At 73.0% G+C, this 19,505-nt stretch carries 5 protein-coding genes; all 5 read left to right on the forward strand.

Annotated elements, in window-relative coordinates; translation table 11 throughout:
* The first annotated feature begins 121 nt into the window (after positions 1-121).
* Genes WT60_RS32005 through WT60_RS32025 form a run of 5 tightly spaced genes read left to right on the forward strand, consistent with a single transcriptional unit; the run spans position 122 to position 19,499 of the window.
* Entirely contained in the window at positions 122-6,505 is a 6,384-nt protein-coding gene (locus WT60_RS32005) for a non-ribosomal peptide synthetase (RefSeq protein ID WP_060355235.1), read from the forward strand.
* Positions 6,502-7,734: an MFS transporter gene (locus WT60_RS32010; protein WP_060355236.1), complete on the forward strand. Its 1,233-nt coding sequence runs from the start codon at positions 6,502-6,504 to the stop codon at positions 7,732-7,734. The genes WT60_RS32005 and WT60_RS32010 overlap by 4 nt, the downstream gene beginning before the upstream one ends.
* Positions 7,727-17,620, forward strand: coding sequence for a type I polyketide synthase (locus tag WT60_RS32015; protein WP_060355237.1), 9,894 nt, complete (start codon positions 7,727-7,729; stop codon positions 17,618-17,620). Before WT60_RS32010 ends, WT60_RS32015 begins: the two co-directional genes overlap by 8 nt.
* Positions 17,617-18,735, forward strand: coding sequence for a Gfo/Idh/MocA family oxidoreductase (locus tag WT60_RS32020; protein WP_038755253.1), 1,119 nt, complete (start codon positions 17,617-17,619; stop codon positions 18,733-18,735). The genes WT60_RS32015 and WT60_RS32020 overlap by 4 nt, the downstream gene beginning before the upstream one ends.
* Positions 18,732-19,499 carry an alpha/beta fold hydrolase gene (locus WT60_RS32025; RefSeq protein WP_038755252.1) on the forward strand — a complete coding sequence of 256 codons (768 nt, stop codon included), beginning with the start codon at positions 18,732-18,734 and terminating at the stop codon, positions 19,497-19,499. Before WT60_RS32020 ends, WT60_RS32025 begins: the two co-directional genes overlap by 4 nt.
* Positions 19,500-19,505 lie beyond the last annotated feature (6 nt).

Raw genomic sequence — 19,505 nt, forward strand, 5'->3', positions numbered from 1 at the left:
AATACCGGCGACCGCACGACGCGTCGCGCCATCGCCCGCCAACGGGCGGCGGCGCGACGCGCCGGCGGAGCGTCCTTGCGTTCCGGGATTTCGCATTCCAACCGACTCGAGAGCTTCATTCATGTCCGACCTTCACACGAGCCTCGCCTCCGATCCCGCCGCCGAAGCCGACCGCGTCGCGCTCGACGGCGCATCGCTGCGCGCCGAGCTTGCCGCTGAACTTGCCGCCGATCTGTCCGTCGAGCCCGAACGGCTCGACGCCGACGCGAACCTGCTGCAGCTCGGCCTCGACTCGATGCGCCTGATGGTGTGGCTGAACCGGCTGCGCTCGCGCGGCCATACGCTGACGCTGCGCGAGCTGTACCGCGAGCCGACGCTCGCCGGCTGGCTCGCGCTGATGCGGCGCAGCCCTGCGCGCGCCGTCGAGCGGCCCGCCGCGCCGCGCTCGTGGCCGACGATGCGCGACGGCGAAGCGTTCGCGCTGACGCCCGTTCAGCATGCGTATCTCGTCGGCCGCTCCGCGCAGCAGCCGCTCGGCGGCGTCGGCTGCCATCTGTATCAGGAATTCGACGGCGCGGGGCTCACGCCCGACAGGCTGGAATCCGCCGTGCGCGCGCTGATCGCCCGTCATCCGATGCTGAGCGTCGCGTTCCGCGCGGACGGCAGCCAGCAATGGCGCGCGCGCTCGAGCTGGCCCGGCGTCGCCGTGCACGACTTGCGCGAATGCGGCGAAGCGGCGCGCGACGCTGCGCTCGCCGCGTTGCGCGAACGCCTCGGCCATCGCGTGCTCGACGTCGAGCACGGCGAGACGTTCGACTTCCAGCTGTCGCTGCTGCCGGGCGGGCGGCATCGCCTGCACGTCGATCTCGATCTGCTCGTGCTCGACGCGGCGAGCTTCACGCTCGTGTTCGACGAACTCGCGGCGCTCGTCGGCGGCCGCGCGCTGCCGGACGTCGGCGGCGGCTACGACTTTCGCGGCTACGTCGCGCAACTGGCGCACGACGGCGCGGCCGCGCGCGACGCCGCGCAACGCTACTGGCGCGCGAAGCTGCCCGCGCTGCCCGCCGCGCCGCGACTGCCGCTCGCGCAGGAGCCCGAGCGCGTCGCGCCGGTGCGCTTCCGCCGCCGCCGCGCGGAGCTCGTCGACGCCGACTGGCGCGCGTTCAAGGCGCACGCGAGCGCATCCGGCGTCACGCCGACGATGGCGCTCGCGACGTGCTTCGGCGCGGTGCTCGCGCGCTGGAGCGGCGAGCCGCGCCTGCTGCTGAACCTGACGCTGTTCGACCGCGAGCCGCTCGATCCGGCCGTCGAGCGGATGATCGCCGATTTCACCAACATCCTGCTGATCGATCTGGCCGCCGAAGGCGAGCCGTTCGACGCGCTCGCGCGCGAGAATCAGGCGACCTTCGCCGACGCCTACGAGCATCGCCGCTGGTCCGGCGTCGAGCTGCTGCGCGAGCTGCGCAAGGCGCAACGCCATCCGTACGGCGCGCCCGTCGTGTTCACGAGCAATCTCGGCCGGCCGCTGTACGGCCGCGACACCGCCGCGGCGCTCGGCGAGCCCGCGTGGGGCATCTCGCAGACGCCGCAGGTGTGGATCGACCATCTCGCGTTCGAGCACGGCGCGTCGGCGTGGCTGCAATGGGACAGCATCGACGCGCTGTTTCCGCCGGGCCTCGTCGACGCGCTGTTCGACGCGTACGTCGCGCTCGTGCGGCGCCTCGTGCGCGAGCCCGACGCATGGCGCAAGCCGCTGCCCGATCCGATGCCCGACGCGCAGCGCGCGGCTCGCGCGCGCGCGAACGACACCGCGCGGCCGGTGCCGGAAGGCTGCCTGCACGACGGCTTCTTCGACGCGGCCGCGCGCACGCCTGACGCCGTCGCGCTGATCCATCGCGACGCGCGGCTCAGCTTTGCGACGCTCGCCGAGCAGGCGCGCCGCTGCGCGGGCGCGCTCGCGGCGCGCGGCGTGCGCGCGGGCGACACGGTCGCCGTCAGCATGTCGAAGGGCGTCGGGCAGATCGTCGCGGTGCTCGGCGCGCTGCACGCGGGCGCGGTCTACGTGCCCGTGCCGCTCGACCAGCCGGACGAGCGGCGCCGCAAGATCTACGACGACGCGCGCGTGAAGCTCGTGCTCGCGTGTCGCGACGATCCGTCGGCGGTCGCGGCGGCGGACGATCCGGCGCGCTACCTCGCGTGGCAGGACGCGATCGCGGCCGACGCGCTGCGCGATCCCGTCGCGGTCGATCCGCGCACGCCTGCCTACGTGATCTACACGTCCGGCTCGACCGGCACGCCGAAGGGCGTCGTGATCCCGCATCGCGGCGCGCTCAACACGTGCGCGGAGCTCACCCGCCGCTACCGCGTCGGCGCGGGCGACCGTGTGCTCGCGCTGTCCGCGCTGCACTTCGATCTGTCGGTCTACGACATCTTCGGCGTGCTCGCGGCGGGCGGCGCGCTCGTGCTCGTCGACGAAGCGCAGCGGCGCGACCCCGCCGCGTGGTGCGAACTGATCGACCGCCATCGCGTGACCGTATGGAACAGCGTGCCCGCGCTGTTCGACATGCTGCTCACGTACGCCGACGGCTTCGCGCTCGGCGCGCCGTCGGCGCTGCGCATCGCGATGCTCTCCGGCGACTGGATCGGCCTCGACCTGCCCGCGCGCTACCGCGCGTTTCGCGCCGACGGCGAGCTCGTCGCGATGGGCGGCGCGACCGAGGCGTCGATCTGGTCGAACGCATACGACGTCGGCGACGTGCCGCCGCAATGGCGCTCGATCCCCTATGGCTTTCCGCTCGCGAACCAGCGCTACCGCGTCGTCGACGAGCAGCGCCGCGATTGCCCGGACTGGGTGCCGGGCGAGCTGTGGATCGGCGGCGAAGGCGTCGCGCTCGGCTACTTCAACGACGCCGAGCGAACGGCGCGGCAGTTCGTCGACGACGCGAACGGGCGCTGGTATCGGACGGGCGATCTCGGCTGCTACTGGCCCGACGGCACGCTCGAGTTTCTCGGCCGGCGCGACAAGCAGGTGAAGATCGGCGGCTATCGGATCGAGCTCGGCGAGATCGACGCGGCGCTCAATCGCATTGACGGCGTCAAGACCGGCATCGCGCTCGCGCTCGGCGAACGCGACAAATCGCTCGCCGCGTTCGTCGTGCCGTCGGGCGACGCGCTGTTCGACGAACGGCGCGCCGATCCGGCATGGCCGTCCGACTTTCGCGCATGGTTCGCGCCGCCGGACGCATCCGGCATCGCGCGAAGCGCCGATGCGGATGCGGATGCGAACGGCGACGACGCCCGCTCCGCCGATGTCGATGTCGATGTCGATGCCGACACCGGCGGCGACCCGCGCGCGAACGCCGCCGCCTGCGACGCCCCCGCCGCGATCGCGAAATCCGATGCGGACGTCGAGCGCCTCGTCGCCGATTTCCTGCACGACCATCTGCAACGCGAAGGCGTGAACTTCGACACGCCGCTCGACGTCGACGCGGCGCTCGCGCGATACGGCGCGCAGCCGGCGTGGCGCGCGCTGTTCGCACGCTGGCTCGCGCTGCTCGCCGCGCACGGCCGCGTCGCCGAAGAGCGCGGCGCATACCGCCGCGGCCCGCGCCACGACGGCGCGCGCCGCCGGCCGCGCGCCGACGATCCGCTGTTCACGACCGCGGACGCGCTGCTCGCCCACCACGACGCGCTCGCCGCGATCCTGCGCGGGCAACGCCCGGCGCACACGCTGCTCGATCACCCGTTCTGGTCGCCGGAATCGCTGCTGCTGCGCAGCGACGGCGCCGGACGGACGATCGACGCGCTCGCCGCCGCGCTCGCGGCGCTGTCCCGCACGCTCGCGCGGCCCGTGCGACTCGTCGAGACCGGCGCGCGCAGCGGCATGTTCGGCGAGGCGCTGCTGCGCCGTCTCGACGCGCGGCAGCTCACCTACACGGCTATCGACGCATCGCAGGACATGGTGCTGCGCGCCCAGGCGCGCCTCGCCGAATTCCCGCATGCGCAAGCGCGGCGCGCGGACCCCGCGGCGCTGAAGGACCTCGCGCACGCCGCCGACGCGATCTGGGCCAACAACGCGCTGCACCGCCTCGGCGAGCCCGCGCTCGGCGAACTCGCCGCGCTGGCCGCGCCGTCGGCGCTCGTCTACGTGACCGAGCTGCGTCGCGCGTCGGCGCTCGCGCTCGTCAGCGCCGACCTGCTCGCGCACGGCGCAGCCGCGCAGCACGGCCTGCGCGGCGCGCAAGACTGGCGGCGCGCGTTCGACGCGCGCGGGCTCGCGTGCGAGCAGGCGGACGACGTCGGCGCGCACCAGCGCTTCGTGCTGCGCGCGCCCGCCGTCGTGCGCACGCCCGATCCGCGCAAGCTGAGCGAAGCGCTCGCCGCGCAGCTGCCGTCGTACATGCTGCCGCAGCGCCTGCATTTCATCGACGCGTTGCCGCTCACCGCGAACGGCAAGATCGATCACAAGGCGCTCCTCTCGCACTGCTCACCCGCCGCTGCCGACGCCGCCGACGCCGCGCGGCAAGCGCCGCAGGGCGAAATCGAGACGGCCGTCGCCGACGTGTGGCGACGCCTGCTGCAGATCGATGCCGTGCATCGGCACAGCCACTTCCTGCAACTCGGCGGCGACAGCCTGCTCGCGACGCGCGTGATCGGCGAGCTCGATCGGGCCGGCTACGCGGCGCGGCTCGGCGATCTGTTCGACTACCCGACGCTCGCCGCCTTCGCCGCGACGCTGCGCCCGCGCGCCGAGCCGGCGGCCGCCGCGTTGCGGCGCGACGCCGCGTCGCGCTTCGCGCCGTTCCCGCTCACGAACGTCCAGCAGGCGTATCTGGTCGGCCGCCAGGCCGGCTTCGCGCTCGGCGGCGTCGGCTCGCACTTCTTCGTCGAATTCGAAGTCGAGCGGCTCGACGTCGCGCGTTTCGAGGCGGCGTGGAACCGCCTGATCGCGCGTCACGACATGCTGCGCGCGGTCGTGCGCGACGGCCGGCAGCAAGTGCTCGCCGACGCGCCGCCGTTCGTCCTCGCGCGCCATCGCGTCGCGAGCCTCGATGGTCCCGACGCAATCGCGCTGCGCGAGCGGCTCGCGCACCAGGTGCTCGACCCGGCGCGCTGGCCGGTGTTCGACGTGCAGGCGGCCGAAGACGGCGGCGCGCGCAGCCGGCTCTACGTATGCCTCGACAATCTGCTGCTCGACGGCCTCAGCATGCAGATCCTGCTCGCCGAGCTCGAACAGCTGTACGTCGCGCCCGATCGCGCGCTGCCGCCGCTCGAGATCGGTTTTCGCGATTACGTGACGCACGCCGCCGGCCGCCGCGCGAGCGAAGCGTCGCTCGCCTACTGGCGGCGCCGGCTCGACGATCTCCCGTGCGCGCCGCAACTGCCGCTTCGCCGCGCGCCCGGCGAAATCGGCACGCCGCGCTTCGCGCGCCTGTCGGCGCGGCTCACGCGCGCGCAATGGGACGCGCTGAAGGCGCGCGCCGGCGCGGCGAGCCTGACGCCGTCGGCACTGCTGCTCGCCGCGTACTCGGCCGTGCTGTCCGCGTGGAGCGCGCAGCGCGAGCTGTGCGTGAACCTCACGCTGTTCGACCGGCAGCCCGTCCATCCGCAGATCGAGCAGGTGCTCGGCGATTTCACGTCGCTGCTGCTGCTCGCGTGGCAGCCCGCGAACAACTGGCTCACGAGCGCGCAGCGATTGCAGCAGCGGCTGTGGCAAGACCTCGCGCACCGCGACGTGTCCGCGCTTTGGGTGATGCGCCAGCTCGCGCAGCGGCACGGCCGCGCCGCCGCCGAGATGCCCGTCGTGTTCACGAGCGCGCTCGGCTTCGAGCACGACCGCTTCCTCGCGCATGCGTCCTGGCTCGAACCGCGATGGGGCATCTCGCAGACGCCGCAGGTCTGGCTCGATCACCAGGTGTACGAATCGGAGGGCGAGCTGCGCTTCAACTGGGATGCGGTCGAAGCGCTGTTCGAGCCCGATCGGCTGCGCGCGATGTTCGATCAGTACGTCGCGCTGCTGCAGCGGCTCGCGTCCGACGCATCGGCGTGGCGGCTGCCGCTCGACGTCCTCGTGCCGCGTGTCGGCCAGGCCGGCGCGCGGACGCCGCGCGGCGACGCGCCCGCCGCCGCAAGCGCCGCGACCGCGACGCACGCCGCCGCCGCGCCGATCGACGCAGCCCGCGGCGACACGCCCGTCGACGCCGCGCTCGTCGGCCGGCTGCGCCAGCACTTCGAGCAAACGCTCGGCCTGCCGATCGCCGCGCGGCAGAGCTTCTTCGAGGCGGGCGCGACTTCGCTCGAGCTCGTCCAATGGCACGTCAGGCTCCGGCACGCGGGCTACGCGTCGCTCGCGGTGACGGATCTCTTCACGCACGCGTCGCCGCACGCGCTCGCCGCGCATCTCGGCGGCGCGAGCGCGCCCGCCCGGGCCGACGACGCGAACCGCCGCGCGCGCCTCGATCAACGCAAGGCGAATCTGCAACGCCGGCGAGGAGCCGCCGCATGAAGCGCTATCTGCCGTACTGGTCGTACTACGCGCACCAGGGCATGGTCAGCGCGCTGACGATGCAGGGCGTCGTCGGCTACTTCCGGCATGCGGGCGCCGATCTCGCGCAACTGAGCTGGCTGTCGCTCGCGATGCTGCCGTGGGTCGGCAAGTTCCTGTGGGCGCCGTGGTGCGAGCGTCATGCACGGCCGCTGCGCGGCAACCGCTATCTCGGCAGCCTCGTCGCGCTGCAGCTCTGCATGGCCGCCGTCATCACATGCATCGGCCTGTTGCCGCCGGCGCGTGCGGCCGGCGCGATCGTCGCGGCGCTGACGCTGCTGTCGCTGCTGTCCGCGAGCCACGGCATTTATGCGAACGGCATCGCGATCTGCACGACCGACGCGCGCAGCCGCCCGCTCGCGAACGTCGCGCAGGTCGGCGGCAGCTATCTCGGCATTCCGCTCGGCTCGTTCGTGTTCCTCGCGATCACCGAGCATGCCGGATGGCGCTACGGCTTCGCGGCCATCGCCGCGCTGTCGCTGCTGCTCGCGATCCCGCCGCTGCTGATCCGGCAGCCGATGCAGGCCACGCCCGCCGGCTCGGCGCGTCCGCGCCTGCGGTGGCGCGATTTGCGCGGCATCGGGCCCGCGCTCGCGCTGACCGCGGTCTACCTCGTCGCGATGCGCGGGCTGATGGCGCTGCAAACCGTGCTGCTCGTCGACGCGGGGCTCGGCCTCAGCGCGCTCGGCGAAGTCGTCACGATCTACAGCACGGTCGCGAGCGGCATCGGCATCGCGCTCGGCGGCTGGGCGATGCGCCGCTTCGGCCCATGGCGCTGCGTGCTGCCCGTGATGCTCACGTTCCCGCTGATCGCGGGCGTGCTCGCCGCGGGCTATCCGCGTTTCGGCGTGCGCGAATGGACGCTCGCGTTCGGCGCCGTCAACGTCGCGGCGGCGATCGGCTTCGTCACGCTCTACAACGTGCTGATGGGGCTCACCCGCCCTCACCAGCCGGCATCCGACTATGCGCTGTTCCAGTCGACCGACATGGCCGTCGCCATGCTGATGTCGATGGCCGTGCTGCGCGTGAGCGACGTCACCGGCTATCGCCCGGTGCTCGCGTTGCTCGCCGCGCTGGCCGTCGCGAGCCTGTGGCCCGCGATCCGACTGTGCCGCCGGCTCGCGCGGCCTGCCGCGGCCGCGCCCTCACCCGCCGTTCACGAACCCTCTCTCGAAACCAGTCATGGATAAAGCCACCTCGTCCGCGCGCCCGGCCGCGGACCTCGACGCGCTGCTCGCGACGCACTACCCGCACGGCGAGCCGATCGCCGTGATCGGCCACGCATGCCGCTTCCCCGAAGCGGACGACAGCGACGCGTTCTGGCGCAACCTGCTCGCCGGCGCCGAATGCAGCCGCCGCTTCACGCGGCAGGAAATGCTCGACGCGGGCCTCGACGCCGCGACGATCGATGCGCCGAACTTCGTCAATGTCGGCACCGTCGTGCGCGACGCCGACGCGTTCGACGCCGCGCTGTTCGGCCATTCCCGTCAGGAAGCCGAATCGATCGACCCACAGCAGCGCCTCTTCCTGCAGATCGTCTGGCATGCGCTCGAGCACGCGGGCTACGCGCCGCGCAACGTGGCGCATCGCACCGGCGTGTTCGGCTCGGCGCGCGTGAGCACGTATCCGGGCCAGGAACCGCTGCGGATCGCCGAAGTCGCGCAGGTCAAGGGCCTGCAGTCGCTGATGGGCAACGACAAGGACTACGTCGCGACGCGCGTCGCGTACAAGCTGAACCTGCGCGGGCCGGCGCTCGCCGTGCAGACCGCGTGCTCGAGCTCGCTCGTCGCGGCGCACCTCGCATGCGAGAGCCTGCGCTCCGGCGAATGCGACATGGCGGTCGCGGGCGGCGTGGCCGTGTCGTTTCCGCAGCACGCGGGCTATCTGCATCAGCCGGGCATGATCTTCTCGCCCGACGGCCGTTGCCGGCCGTTCGACGCCGACGCGCAGGGCACGTTCGCCGGCAACGGCGTCGGCGCGATCGTGCTGCGCCGGCTCGGCGACGCGCTGCGCGACGGCGACCCCGTCGTCGCGGTGCTGCTCGGCAGCGCAATCAACAACGACGGCGACCGCAAGGTCGGCTACACGGCGCCGTCGGCGGCCGGCCAGCGCGACGCGATTCGCGACGCGCTGATGCTCGCGGGCGTCGACAGCACGCAGATCGGCCTCGTCGAAGCGCACGGCACCGGCACGCCGCTCGGCGATCCGATCGAACTCGAAGCATTGCGCGGCGTCTTCCATCGGGCGGACGAAGGGCCGCGCTGCGCGCTCGGCTCGGTCAAGGGCAACGTCGGGCACCTCGACACAGCCGCCGGCATCGCGAGCCTGCTGAAAGCCGTGCTTGCCGTCGAGCGGCGCGCGATTCCGCCGAGCCTGCATCTGCGCAAGCCGAATCCGGCGCTCGGCCTCGACGACAGCCCGTTTTTCGTGCCCACCGACGCGCAGCCGTGGAACGACGCATCGCGCGTGGCCGGCGTGTCGTCGTTCGGCATCGGCGGCACGAACTGCCATATGGTCGTCGCGTCGCTGCCGGACGCGCTGCGCGCGGCCGTCGGCGGCAATGGCGACGGCAATGGCAATGGCAATGGCGACATCGACTGCAATGGCGACGGCAAAACCGAAAGCGAAGGCGAAAGCGAAAGCGAGAGCGAAAGCGACGACAGCCACGCACAGCCGGACGCGGGCGCGGCGCTACTGCTGAGCGCGGCGAGCGAGCCGGCGCTGCAGCGCCTCGCGCGCAGCTATGCGGATGCGTTGAAGCGCGCGAACGCGCGCGACCTGCTCCACACCGCGCTGCACGGCCGGCAGCTCGATCTGCCGCACCGGCTCGCGGTGCCGTTCTGCACAGAGACGATCGCGGCGCTCGACGCGTTCGCGGCGGGCGAAGACGATGCGCTCGTCCATCGCGGCAGCGGCGAAGCCGGGCAGATGGCCTGGCTCTTCACGGGCCAGGGTTCGCACTGGCCGGGCATGGGGCAGACGCTCTACCGGCAGTCGAGCGCGTTCGCCGCGTGTCTCGATCGCTGCTTCGCGGCCTGCGACGGCGAACTCGACGTCCCGCTGCGCGACGCGATGTTCGGCGAGCGCGGCGATCTGCTCGAACGGATGGACTACGCGCAGCCCGCGATCGTCGCGTTCGAACTCGCGATGGCCGCGCACTGGCGGGCGCTCGGTCTCGAACCGCAGCTCGTGATCGGCCATTCGGTCGGCGAATACGCGGCCGCGGTCGTCGCCGGGCATTACGAGATCGAGCAGGCGATGCCGCTCGTCCGGCTGCGCGGCGCGCTGATGCAGCGCTGCGCGCAGGGCGCGATGCTCGCCGCGTTCGCCGGCGCCGACGCGTTGCTGCCGCTCGCGGCGTGCGCCGGCGTCGACGTCGCCGCGTACAACGACGAACGCCATCTCGTGTTCTCCGGCCGAAGCGATGCGATCGACACGCTCGCGGCCGATCTCGTCGCGCGCAACATCCGGCACGCGCGGCTCGCGGTGACGGGCGCCGCGCATTCGGCGCTGCTCGATCCGGTTCTCGACGCGTTCGAGCGCGCGACCGCGCAGCTGAATGCCGCACCCGGCCGCGTGCCGCTCGTGTCGACGCTGCTCGGCGGGCCGATCGATGCGCACGGGCTCAACGCGCGCGACTACTGGCGGCGGCACATGCGCGAGCCGGTCCGTTACGCCGACGCGATCCGTCACGCGCTCGCGCAGGGCGCGAACGTGTTTCTCGAACTCGGGCCGGATGCGCAACTGACGGGCATCGGCCTGCGCGGCGCGCAGCCGGGCGCGCGCTGGATCGCGAGCGCGCGGCGGCGGCAGCCCGCGCTCGCGCAAACGCGGCAGGCGCTGCTCGAGCTCTATGCGGCGGGCGTCGCGCTACCGTGGGCGAAGGTGTTGCCTTCGTCCGGCCGCAAGCTGCACGCGCCGCGCTATCCGTTCGATACCGAGCGCTATTGGCGCGACGCGCGGCCGGCAGCGGCCGCCGCACCGCCCGCCGCGCACGGCGGCGATTTCGATCTCGCGCTCGCCGAAGGCCGGCGAATCGCGGCCACGGCCGCCGCCTCGCTCGATCTGCCGCGCCTGCAACGGCTCTACGATTGCGTCACGCAGTTGCATGCGATCTACGTCGACCGGCTCGTGCGCCGCTGCGTCGGCGAGCGCTTCGACGAAGGCGCGAGCGCACTCGGCATCCTGCGCGCGGGCCGTCTGCTGCCGCGGCATCGCCAGTTGCTCGTGCGGTTGCTGAACGCGTGCGTCGAAGACGGCTACTACCGCCGCGACGGCGACCGCTACGCCCCCGCGCTCGCGCTCGCCGTGCCGCACGCCGATCGCGACGCGCTGCTGCAAATCCTGCGCGAGTGCTGCGAAGGCTTCGACGCGATCGCCGACACCGTCGCGCGCGCCGGGGACAGCCTGTACGCGATGATGCGCGGCGACATCGAGCCGGTCGCGGTGATCTTCCCGGACAGCGCGTCGAGCGGCGTCGAGGTGCTGTATCAGGAATTCAGCTTCGGCCGCTATTTCAACCAGATCGCCGCGGGCGTCGTCGCGGGGCTCGTCCGCGAGCGGCAGGCGGGCCGGCGCGCGCATCGCCCGTTCCGAATCCTCGAAGTCGGCGGCGGCACGGGCGGCACGACCGCCTGGCTGCTGCCGGAGCTCGACGGCGCGCCGAACGTGCGCTACGACTTCACCGACATCTCGCCCATCTTCACGCGGCGCGCCGAGCAGAAATTCGCCGCTCACGGATGCGTCGACTATCGCGTGTTCGATTTGCAGAAAGATGCGCAAACGCAAGGCTTCGAAGCGGGCGCATACGATCTGATCGTCGCGGCGAACGTGATCCACGCGACGCAGCACGTCGGCCGCACGCTCGCGAACCTCGCGCCGCTGCTGAAGCCGGGCGGCCGCCTGCTGATGCGCGAGATCACGCGGCCGATGCGGCTCTTCGATTTCGTGTTCGGCCCGCTCGTGCTGCCGCTGCACGACGAGGACGCGCGCGGCGGCGAGCTGTTCCTGTCGACCGCGCGCTGGAAGGCGCAATGCGTCGAGGCGGGCTTCGAGCGCGTCGACTGGCTGCCGGACGACGGCGCGCCGACGTCCGGCATCAGCGAGCACATCGTGCTCGCGAGCATGCCGGGCCGCCCGGCGGGCGCCGCGTCGTGGCTCGACGAAGACGCCGATCCGCTGGTCGGCCAGCCGCTCACCGACGACGGCGTCTATCTCGCCGACTGGTCCGATTGCGCGGGCGAGCGCGACGCGTGGCGGCAACGGCTCGCGCGCAGCGCCGCGGAACTGGCGGCCCGCCACGGCGGCGGCCGGGCGGCTCCGGCGATTCGTGCGCCCGAATGCGCGCCCGCATGGCTCACGCTCGTGCGCCTGCGCTGGTGCGGCAGCCTGTTCGGCGCGGCGCGAATCGCGCTCGACGCGCGCGACGAGGCCGGCGCGTGGCGGCCGCTCGACGCCGACGCCAATGCCGACTCCGGCCATGGCCACTCCGGCTCCGACGCCCGCGACCTGCCCGCGCCGCAGCCGGCGCGCGACACGCATTACGGCTGGCGCTGGCGGCCCGTGCCCGACGCGTCGCCGGATGCGAGCGACATCGCCTTGCACGCCGAATCCGCGCCGCTCGCCGACACGCTGCGCGCGGCGGGCGTCCCGGTCTCGCCGAGCGCCGAGTGCCGGCTGCTCGTGCTTGACTCCGACGCGCATTCGCCGCACGAGGTCGCCGCCGCCTTGCTCGACGCGCTGTCCGATGCAAGCCGTGCGCCGCTCGTCGTCGTGACGCGCGGCGCATGGAAGATCCGCGCCGACGATCCCGTCGCGCCCGCCCATCGCGCCGCCTGGGGGCTGCTGCGCGTCGCGGCCGCCGAGCAGCCGGACCGCATGCTCGCCGCGATCGATCTGCATCCGCACGCCGCATGGCGCGATCTGCCGCCGGCGCTCGGCGCGCTCGGCGCGCTCGGCCACGGCGCGCGCTGGCTCGCGGTCCGCGACGGCCGCGTGCATGCGCCGTCGCTCGCGGCTCAGCCCTACGCCGCGCCCGCGTTGCCCGCCGGCGGGTTCGCCGACGAACGCTGGCACGTCGTCACCGGCGCGTTCGGCGGCCTCGGCCGACTGAGCGTGCGCTGGCTCGCGCGCCACGGCGCGCGCCGCATCGCGCTCGTCGCGCCGCGCGCGCACGACGACTGGCCCGCGTTCCAGCGCGAAATCGCCGCGCAGCATCGAGGCGAATTGCGCTGGGTGCGCTGCGACGTCGCCGAGCCCGCGCAACTGGCGGCGGCATTGCGCGCGCTGCACGCCGACGGCGGCGTCGCGGGCGCGATTCATGCGGCGGGCATCCTCGACGATGCGCCGCTCGCCGCGCTCGACGCCGAACGCGTCGCGCCCGTGCTCGCGCTGAAGGCCGACGCGGCGCGCGTGCTGCGCGACTGGCTCGGCGCGCACGGCGCGCGCTATCTGGTTTGCTATTCGTCGGCGGCCGCCGCGCTCGGCGCGCCGGGGCAAGGCGCGCACGCGCTCGCGAGCGCGTATCTCGACGGGCTCGCCGACGCGCACGCCGGCGACGAAACGCCGAGCGTGATCTCCGTTGCATGGGGCGCGTGGGGCGAAGCCGGCCGCGCGGCGCAATCCGCGTTGCAGCGCAAGCTCGCGGAAAACGGAATGGGCGTGCTGTCGACCGCGGAGGGCCTATGGCATCTGGAACAGGCCGTGATGCGCGGCGCGCCGTACCGGCTCGCGATGCGCGTGCTGCACGAGCGGCTCGACGTCGGCCGCCGCGCGCTGTTCGGCACCGACGCCGATCAATCGCCCGCCCGACTCGCGCGCAACCCGGCGGCGGGGGTTTCCGCCGAATCCTGCGCACCGGCCGCCGCCGGCGCAACGCTCGCCGCCGAGCGCCCCGATCCGCGCGACGCCCAGGCCGTCTGCCGCTGGCTGACCGCGCGCATCGCCGCGCAACTGAAGCTCGACGACCTCGCGCAGCTCACGCCGACACGCGATCTGCTGAAGCTCGGCCTCGATTCGCTGCTGTTCCTCGAATTGCGCAGCGCGGTCGAGTCGCAGCTCGGCGTGAGGCTCGACGCCGAGCGCGCGTACCGCGACATGACAGTCGCCGGAATCGGCCGCCTGATCGCCGAATCCGCGCCCGCTGGCGCCGGCGCGCCCGATCCGGCCGCGGGCATCCTCGTCCACGATCCCGCGAACCGCTTCGAGCCGTTCCCGTTGACGCCGATCCAGCACGCGTACTGGCTCGGCCGCACGGATCTGATCGCGTACGGCGGCGTCGCGTGCCACGTGCTGTTCGAATGGGACATGCGGCACGACACGTTCGACCTCGCGCGCTTCGAGGCCGCGTGGAACGCGCTCGTCGCGCGCCACGACATGCTCCGGATGATCGTCGACGCCGACGGCCGCCAGCGGATTCTGCGCGACGTGCCCGCATACCGGCCGCAGCGGCGCGACCTGACGCGCGCCGCCGCCGACGAGCAGGCGCGCGCGCTCGAACGCACCCGCGACGAGCTGTCGTACCGCGTGCTGCCCGCCGACCGCTGGCCGCTCTTCGAGCTCGTCGTGACCGAGCTGGACGACACGCGCTACCGGCTCCACATGAACCTCGACCTGCTGCTGTTCGACGTGCAGAGCTTCAAGGTGATGATGGACGATCTCGCGAGCGCGTATCGCGGCGCGGCGCTCGAGCCGCTGCAGATCACGTTCCGCGATTACGTGCTCGCCGAGCACGCACGCCGCGACGCGCCCGACTGGCAGGCATCGTGGCGCTACTGGCAGCGCACGCTGCCGCAATTGCCGCCCGCGCCCGTGCTGCCGCTCGCGCCCGCGCGCGCCGACGATGCGCGGCCCCGCTTCACCACGTATCAGGCGCGCCTCGCGCGCGCGGACTGGGACACGCTCAAACGCGAATGGCAGCGCTGGGGCGCGACGCCGTCGGCCGCGCTGCTCGCGCTCTTCGCGCACACGCTCGAACGCTGGAGCCGGCATCCGGACTTCACGCTGAACCTGACGTTCTTCAACCGGCGGCCCGACCATCCGCAGGTCTCCCAATTGATCGGCGATTTCACGTCGGTGCTGCTGATCGATTTCGCGCTCGGCGGCGGGCCGACGCTGCGCGACACGATCGAGCGCACGCAGCAACGGCTCTGGCAGCGCCTCGCGCACAGCCAGGTCAACGGCGTCGAGCTGATGCGCGAGCTGTCGCGCGGCCGCGCGCACGATCCGCGCCGGCCGCTGATGCCGGTCGTGTTCACGAGCATGCTCGGGATGTCGCTCGACGGCCTGAGCATCGACCAGGCGATGACGAGCCTGTTCGGCGAGCCCGTTCATGTGTTCACGCAGACGCCGCAGGTCTGGCTCGACCATCAGGTGATGGAAGTCGACGGCGATCTCGTGTTCAGCTGGTACTGCATGGACGACGTGCTCGCGCCCGGCGCCGCGCAGGCGATGTTCGACGATTACCGGTGCCTGCTGCGCGGCGCCGCCGCGCAACCGGAGCGGATGATGCAGCCGGGGCTCGCGAAGCTGCGCGACGACGGCGCATGGGCGGATTTCGAACGTCGGCGCTGGCCGCTGCATGTCGGCAACGCAGGCGATTCGGAAGACCCGGTCGACGCCGGCGTCGATCTGCGCGACATCGAGGACGCACTGCGCGCGCAGCACGGCGTGGCCGACGCCGACGCCGCGCTCGCCGAGGACGGACGCACGCTCGACATCGTCGTCTGCGCTGCGCACGCATGCGGCGCGCCGCCGCCGTCGCTCGACGCGCCGCTGGCGTTGGCGTCCGCGCTGCCGATGCTCGACGCCGCTCAGCTCGCGGAAATCGACGCGACGTGGCGCTGGCTCGAAGCGCGCGCGCTGCACGGCATCGCCCGGACGCTGAATCGCCACGGCCTGTTCGCGCAAGCCGGGCAGCGCCACGATCTCGACGACGTGCAATCGCGCCTGCGCGCGCTGCCGCAGTATCGCCGGCTGGCGCGCCAATGGCTGATCGCGCTCGGCGAGCGCGGCTGGCTGCGGCGCGAAGGCGACGCGTTCGTCTGCAAGCGCGCGCTCGATGCGGTTCCCGATGCGGCCGAAGCGCTGCCGCAAGCCGACTGGAGCCGCGCGCTCGGCGCGTATCTCGACGCATGCATCGCGCGCCACGACGCGTTGTTCGACGGCACGCAAGCGCCGCTCGCGCTGCTGTTCGACGACGACGATGCGGTCACCCGCGCGCTGTACAGCGACAATCCGGCGATCGACTGCCTGAACCGAAGCGCCGCGCAGATCGCGCGCGCGCTCGGCGAGCCGGCGGGCGGGTTGCGCGTGCTCGAAGTCGGCGCCGGCACCGCGGCGACGACACGCCATCTCGTGCCCGCGCTCGACGGCCGACTGCACGGCTACCGCTTCACCGACGTGTCGACGCTGTTCCTCGACGCCGCGCGCGAACGCTTCGCCGATCACGCGAAGCTCGACTACGCGATCTTCGACATCAACGCGCCGGTCGATTTCGATGCGCATCCCGAAGCGGGCTACGACGTCGTGGTCGCGGTCAACGTGCTGCACGACGCGAGCGACGTCGTGCGCTCGCTGCGCCGCCTCGGGCGCTTGCTGAAGCCGGGCGGCCGCCTGCTGATGATCGAGGCGACCGAACGCGACAGCGCGCTGCAGATGGCGAGCATCGGCTTCATCGAAGGCCTGAACGGCTACGAAGACTTCCGCACGGCCGACGACAAGCCGATGCTCGATCTGCCGTCATGGCGCGACGCGCTCGGGCAGGCGGGCTTCACCGTCGAGCTCGCGTGGCCGGAGCAGGAACGCAGCCCGCTGCGCCAGCATCTCGTGCTCGCGCGCGCGACGCACGTCGGCCGGCTCGAGCCCCGTGCGCTCGAACGCGAGCTGCGCGCGCGCTTCGGCCGCGCGCTGCCGCCCGCGCGCATCCGGCAATGCGAGCGCATCGATCGATATGCGGACCGCGTCGCCGAGCGGCATCGCGAAGCGGCCGACGAAACGCCGGCCCGCGCGGCGCGCGCGCCCGTCGCGCCGCCGCGCGACCCGCACGCACAGGCCGCGCTCGAGCGCAGCGTCGGCGAAGCGTGGCAGGCGCTGCTGAAGTGCCCGATCCATCGCGACAGCGACTTCTTCCAGTCGGGCGGCGACAGCCTGATCGCGACGCGCATGATCGCGCAGCTCAATCGCGGCGGCATGCGCGGCGCGAGCCTGCAGGCGCTCTTCGCGCAGCCGACGCTCGGCGCGTTCTGCGCGACGCTGGCCGCGCCGCCGGCGACCGAAGCGCAGGCGGGCGACTGCGTCGTGCCCCTTGCCGAAGGACGCGATCCGGCGCGCGTGTTCGTGTTCCACGCGTCCGACGGCGAGCTCGCCGCGTACGTGACGCTCGCGCGCCGCCTCGACTGCCGCGTCCACGGCCTGCGCGCGCCGGACGCCGCGCTGCCCGCCGATCTCGGCGCGCTCGCCGGCCGTTACGTGCAGGCGATGCGCGCATCGCAGCCCCACGGGCCGTACACGCTGATCGGCTGGTCGTACGGCGCGACCGTCGCCGCCGAGGCCGCGCGCCTGCTGCACGCGCGCGGCGAGACGGTCGAACTCGTGCTGCTCGATCCCGTGTGCCGCGACGATTTCCGCCACGCCGATCGCGCATCGCTGTTGCGTCTGCTCGCACGAGGGCGCGTCGCCGTGCCGCTGCCCGACGATCTCGAACAGCGCGACGCGGACGAGCAGACCGCATGCTTCGTCCACGCCGCGCAGGCGGCCGGGCTGCTGCCCGAACGCTCGAACGCCGCCGACGGCGAGCGCTGGCTCGCACGCATCGGCGATCTGCTCGGCCTGCTCGCGCGCCACCCCGCGCCCGCCCCGCTGCCGATCCGCTGCCTGTGGATCGCCGCCGCGCATCGCCCGTCCGTCTGGCAGCCGGCCGAGCGCGACTGGCACGGCTGGGGCGCGCACGCGCAACGCCACACGCTCGACGCAGACCATTGGACGCTCGTGATGGACGACGCACGAGCGCAACATGTCGCCGCCCTGTTCCGGCAGTGGCGCGACGACCATCGCCGCCCGCAGGAGAAAGTCGCATGAAATCCACTCACGCGCGCAACAGGCGCGTACTCGTCGCCGGCGCGAAATTCGGCGAAACCTATCTGAACGCGTTTCTCGCGCCGCAGCCGGGGCTCGAGCTCGCGGGCCTCCTCGCGAACGGCAGCCCGCGCGCGCGGCAACTGGCTCACGCGTTCGGCATTCCGCTCTACACGTCGATCGACGAGGTGCCGGGCGACATCGACATCGCGTGCGTGGTCGTCCGCTCGACGGTCGTCGGCGGCGCCGGCACGTCGCTCGCGCAGGCGTTCCTCGAACGCGGCGTGCACGTCGTGCAGGAGCATCCGCTGCATCCGGACGACATCGCCCGCCTGCAACGGCTCGCCGCGCAGCGCGAATGCGCGCACTGGGTCAACAGCTTCTATGCGCACACGCCGGCCGGCCGCTGCTGGATCGATCGCGCGCGGCGCGTGCGGCATGCGCTCGGCGGCGAGCCCGCGCATTTCGCGCACCTCGCCACGAGCCGGCAATTGCTCTATTCGTCGCTCGATCTGCTGCTGCAGGCGAGCGGCGCCGTCGACGCGACCGTCGACGGCGCCGCCGACGACGATCCCGCGTTCCGCACGCTGCGAATCGGCCTGCCCGGATGCCGCGCGACGCTGCGCTTGCAGACCTATCTCGATCCCGACGATCCCGATCTGCACAGCCTCGCGATGCATCAGCTCACGCTCGGCTGGCCGTCCGGCTATCTGTCGCTCGAGGCGAGCTACGGCCCGGTCGTCTGGACCGCCGCGCTGTACGACCCGCGACATCGCGACAGCCAGCGCAGCGCGTACCGGACGACGGGCGCCGACGGCGCGCATCTCGACCTGCCGCCCGCACTGCCGCTGCATCCCGCGCCGGCGAGCTGGCGCGACGCGCTCGAGGCCGACGGCCCCGCGGGCGTCGCGCACGTGCTGCACGCGCTGCGCCGGCATCTCGACGGCGCGCCGCCGCCCGCCGCGTTCGACGCCGCCTACCAGCTCGCGCTCGCCCGCGTCTGGCAAAAGGCGCTGCAATGCGCGGGCCCCGCGCGCGAGCGCAGCGTCGCGCCGCCGCCGGCGATCGATCCGCGCGCGCTCGTCGACGCGCAATCCGACGAGCAGGTGGCGGCATGAACGAGCGGCGGATGCTGCGCCCATGGATCGCGTCGCCGGAGCCGGCCGCGTGGCGGCTCGTCATGTGCCCGTTCGCGGGCGGCAGCAGCAGCGCGTTCCGCGACTGGCGCCAGGTCGACGATTTCGGCGTCGACGTCGCGCTCGCGATCTATCCGGGCCGCGACCACCGGATGCGCGAGCCGGCCGCGGACGACATCGGCGGGCTCGCCGATCAGCTCGCCGACGAGTTGATCGACACGCGCGCGTCGCCCGGCAAGCTGATCCTCGCCGGCCACAGCATGGGCGCGCAGGTCGCGTTCGAAACCTGCGAGCGCCTCGAGCGGCGCGGCGCGCCGCCGTTCGCGCTCGTGCTGTCCGGCTGCCACGCGCCGCACCTGCAAGGGCGGCGCCTGCTCAGCCATCTCGACGACCGCGCGTTCGTCGATCAGCTCGTCGAGATCGGCGGCAGCGACCCGACGCTGCTGTCCGATCCGTCGCTGCTCGCGATCTTCCTGCCGATGCTGCGCGCCGATTTCCGGATCACCGAGGCCTATCGCCGCCCGCCGCATGCCGCCCGGCGCCGTATCGACACGCCGACGCTGCTCGTCTACGGCAGCCGCGACGCCGAGGCGTCGCGCGACGAAGTCGCCGCGTGGCGCGACTGGCTCGCTCACGCGGACGAGCCGATCGCGATGCCCGGCGACCACTTCTACGCGACCCGCAGGCCGCGCGCGTTTCTGCAACAGATCCTGCGCCGGCTCGAGTCGACTTCCGCATGTGTGTGACCCTCA

The sequence above is a fragment of the Burkholderia sp. MSMB617WGS genome (genome assembly GCF_001532025.2).
In the GTDB taxonomy this organism is placed as follows: domain Bacteria; phylum Pseudomonadota; class Gammaproteobacteria; order Burkholderiales; family Burkholderiaceae; genus Burkholderia; species Burkholderia savannae.

Bases quoted from the DNA above. Each gene is read 5' to 3' on its own strand.
- WT60_RS32025 (WP_038755252.1), top strand. From the start codon at position 18,732: ATGAACGAGCGGCGGATGCTGCGCCCATGGATCGCGTCGCCGGAGCCG.
- WT60_RS32010 (WP_060355236.1), top strand. From the start codon at position 6,502: ATGAAGCGCTATCTGCCGTACTGGTCGTACTACGCGCACCAGGGCATG.
- WT60_RS32015 (WP_060355237.1), top strand. From the start codon at position 7,727: ATGGATAAAGCCACCTCGTCCGCGCGCCCGGCCGCGGACCTCGACGCG.
- WT60_RS32020 (WP_038755253.1), top strand. From the start codon at position 17,617: ATGAAATCCACTCACGCGCGCAACAGGCGCGTACTCGTCGCCGGCGCG.
- WT60_RS32005 (WP_060355235.1), top strand. From the start codon at position 122: ATGTCCGACCTTCACACGAGCCTCGCCTCCGATCCCGCCGCCGAAGCC.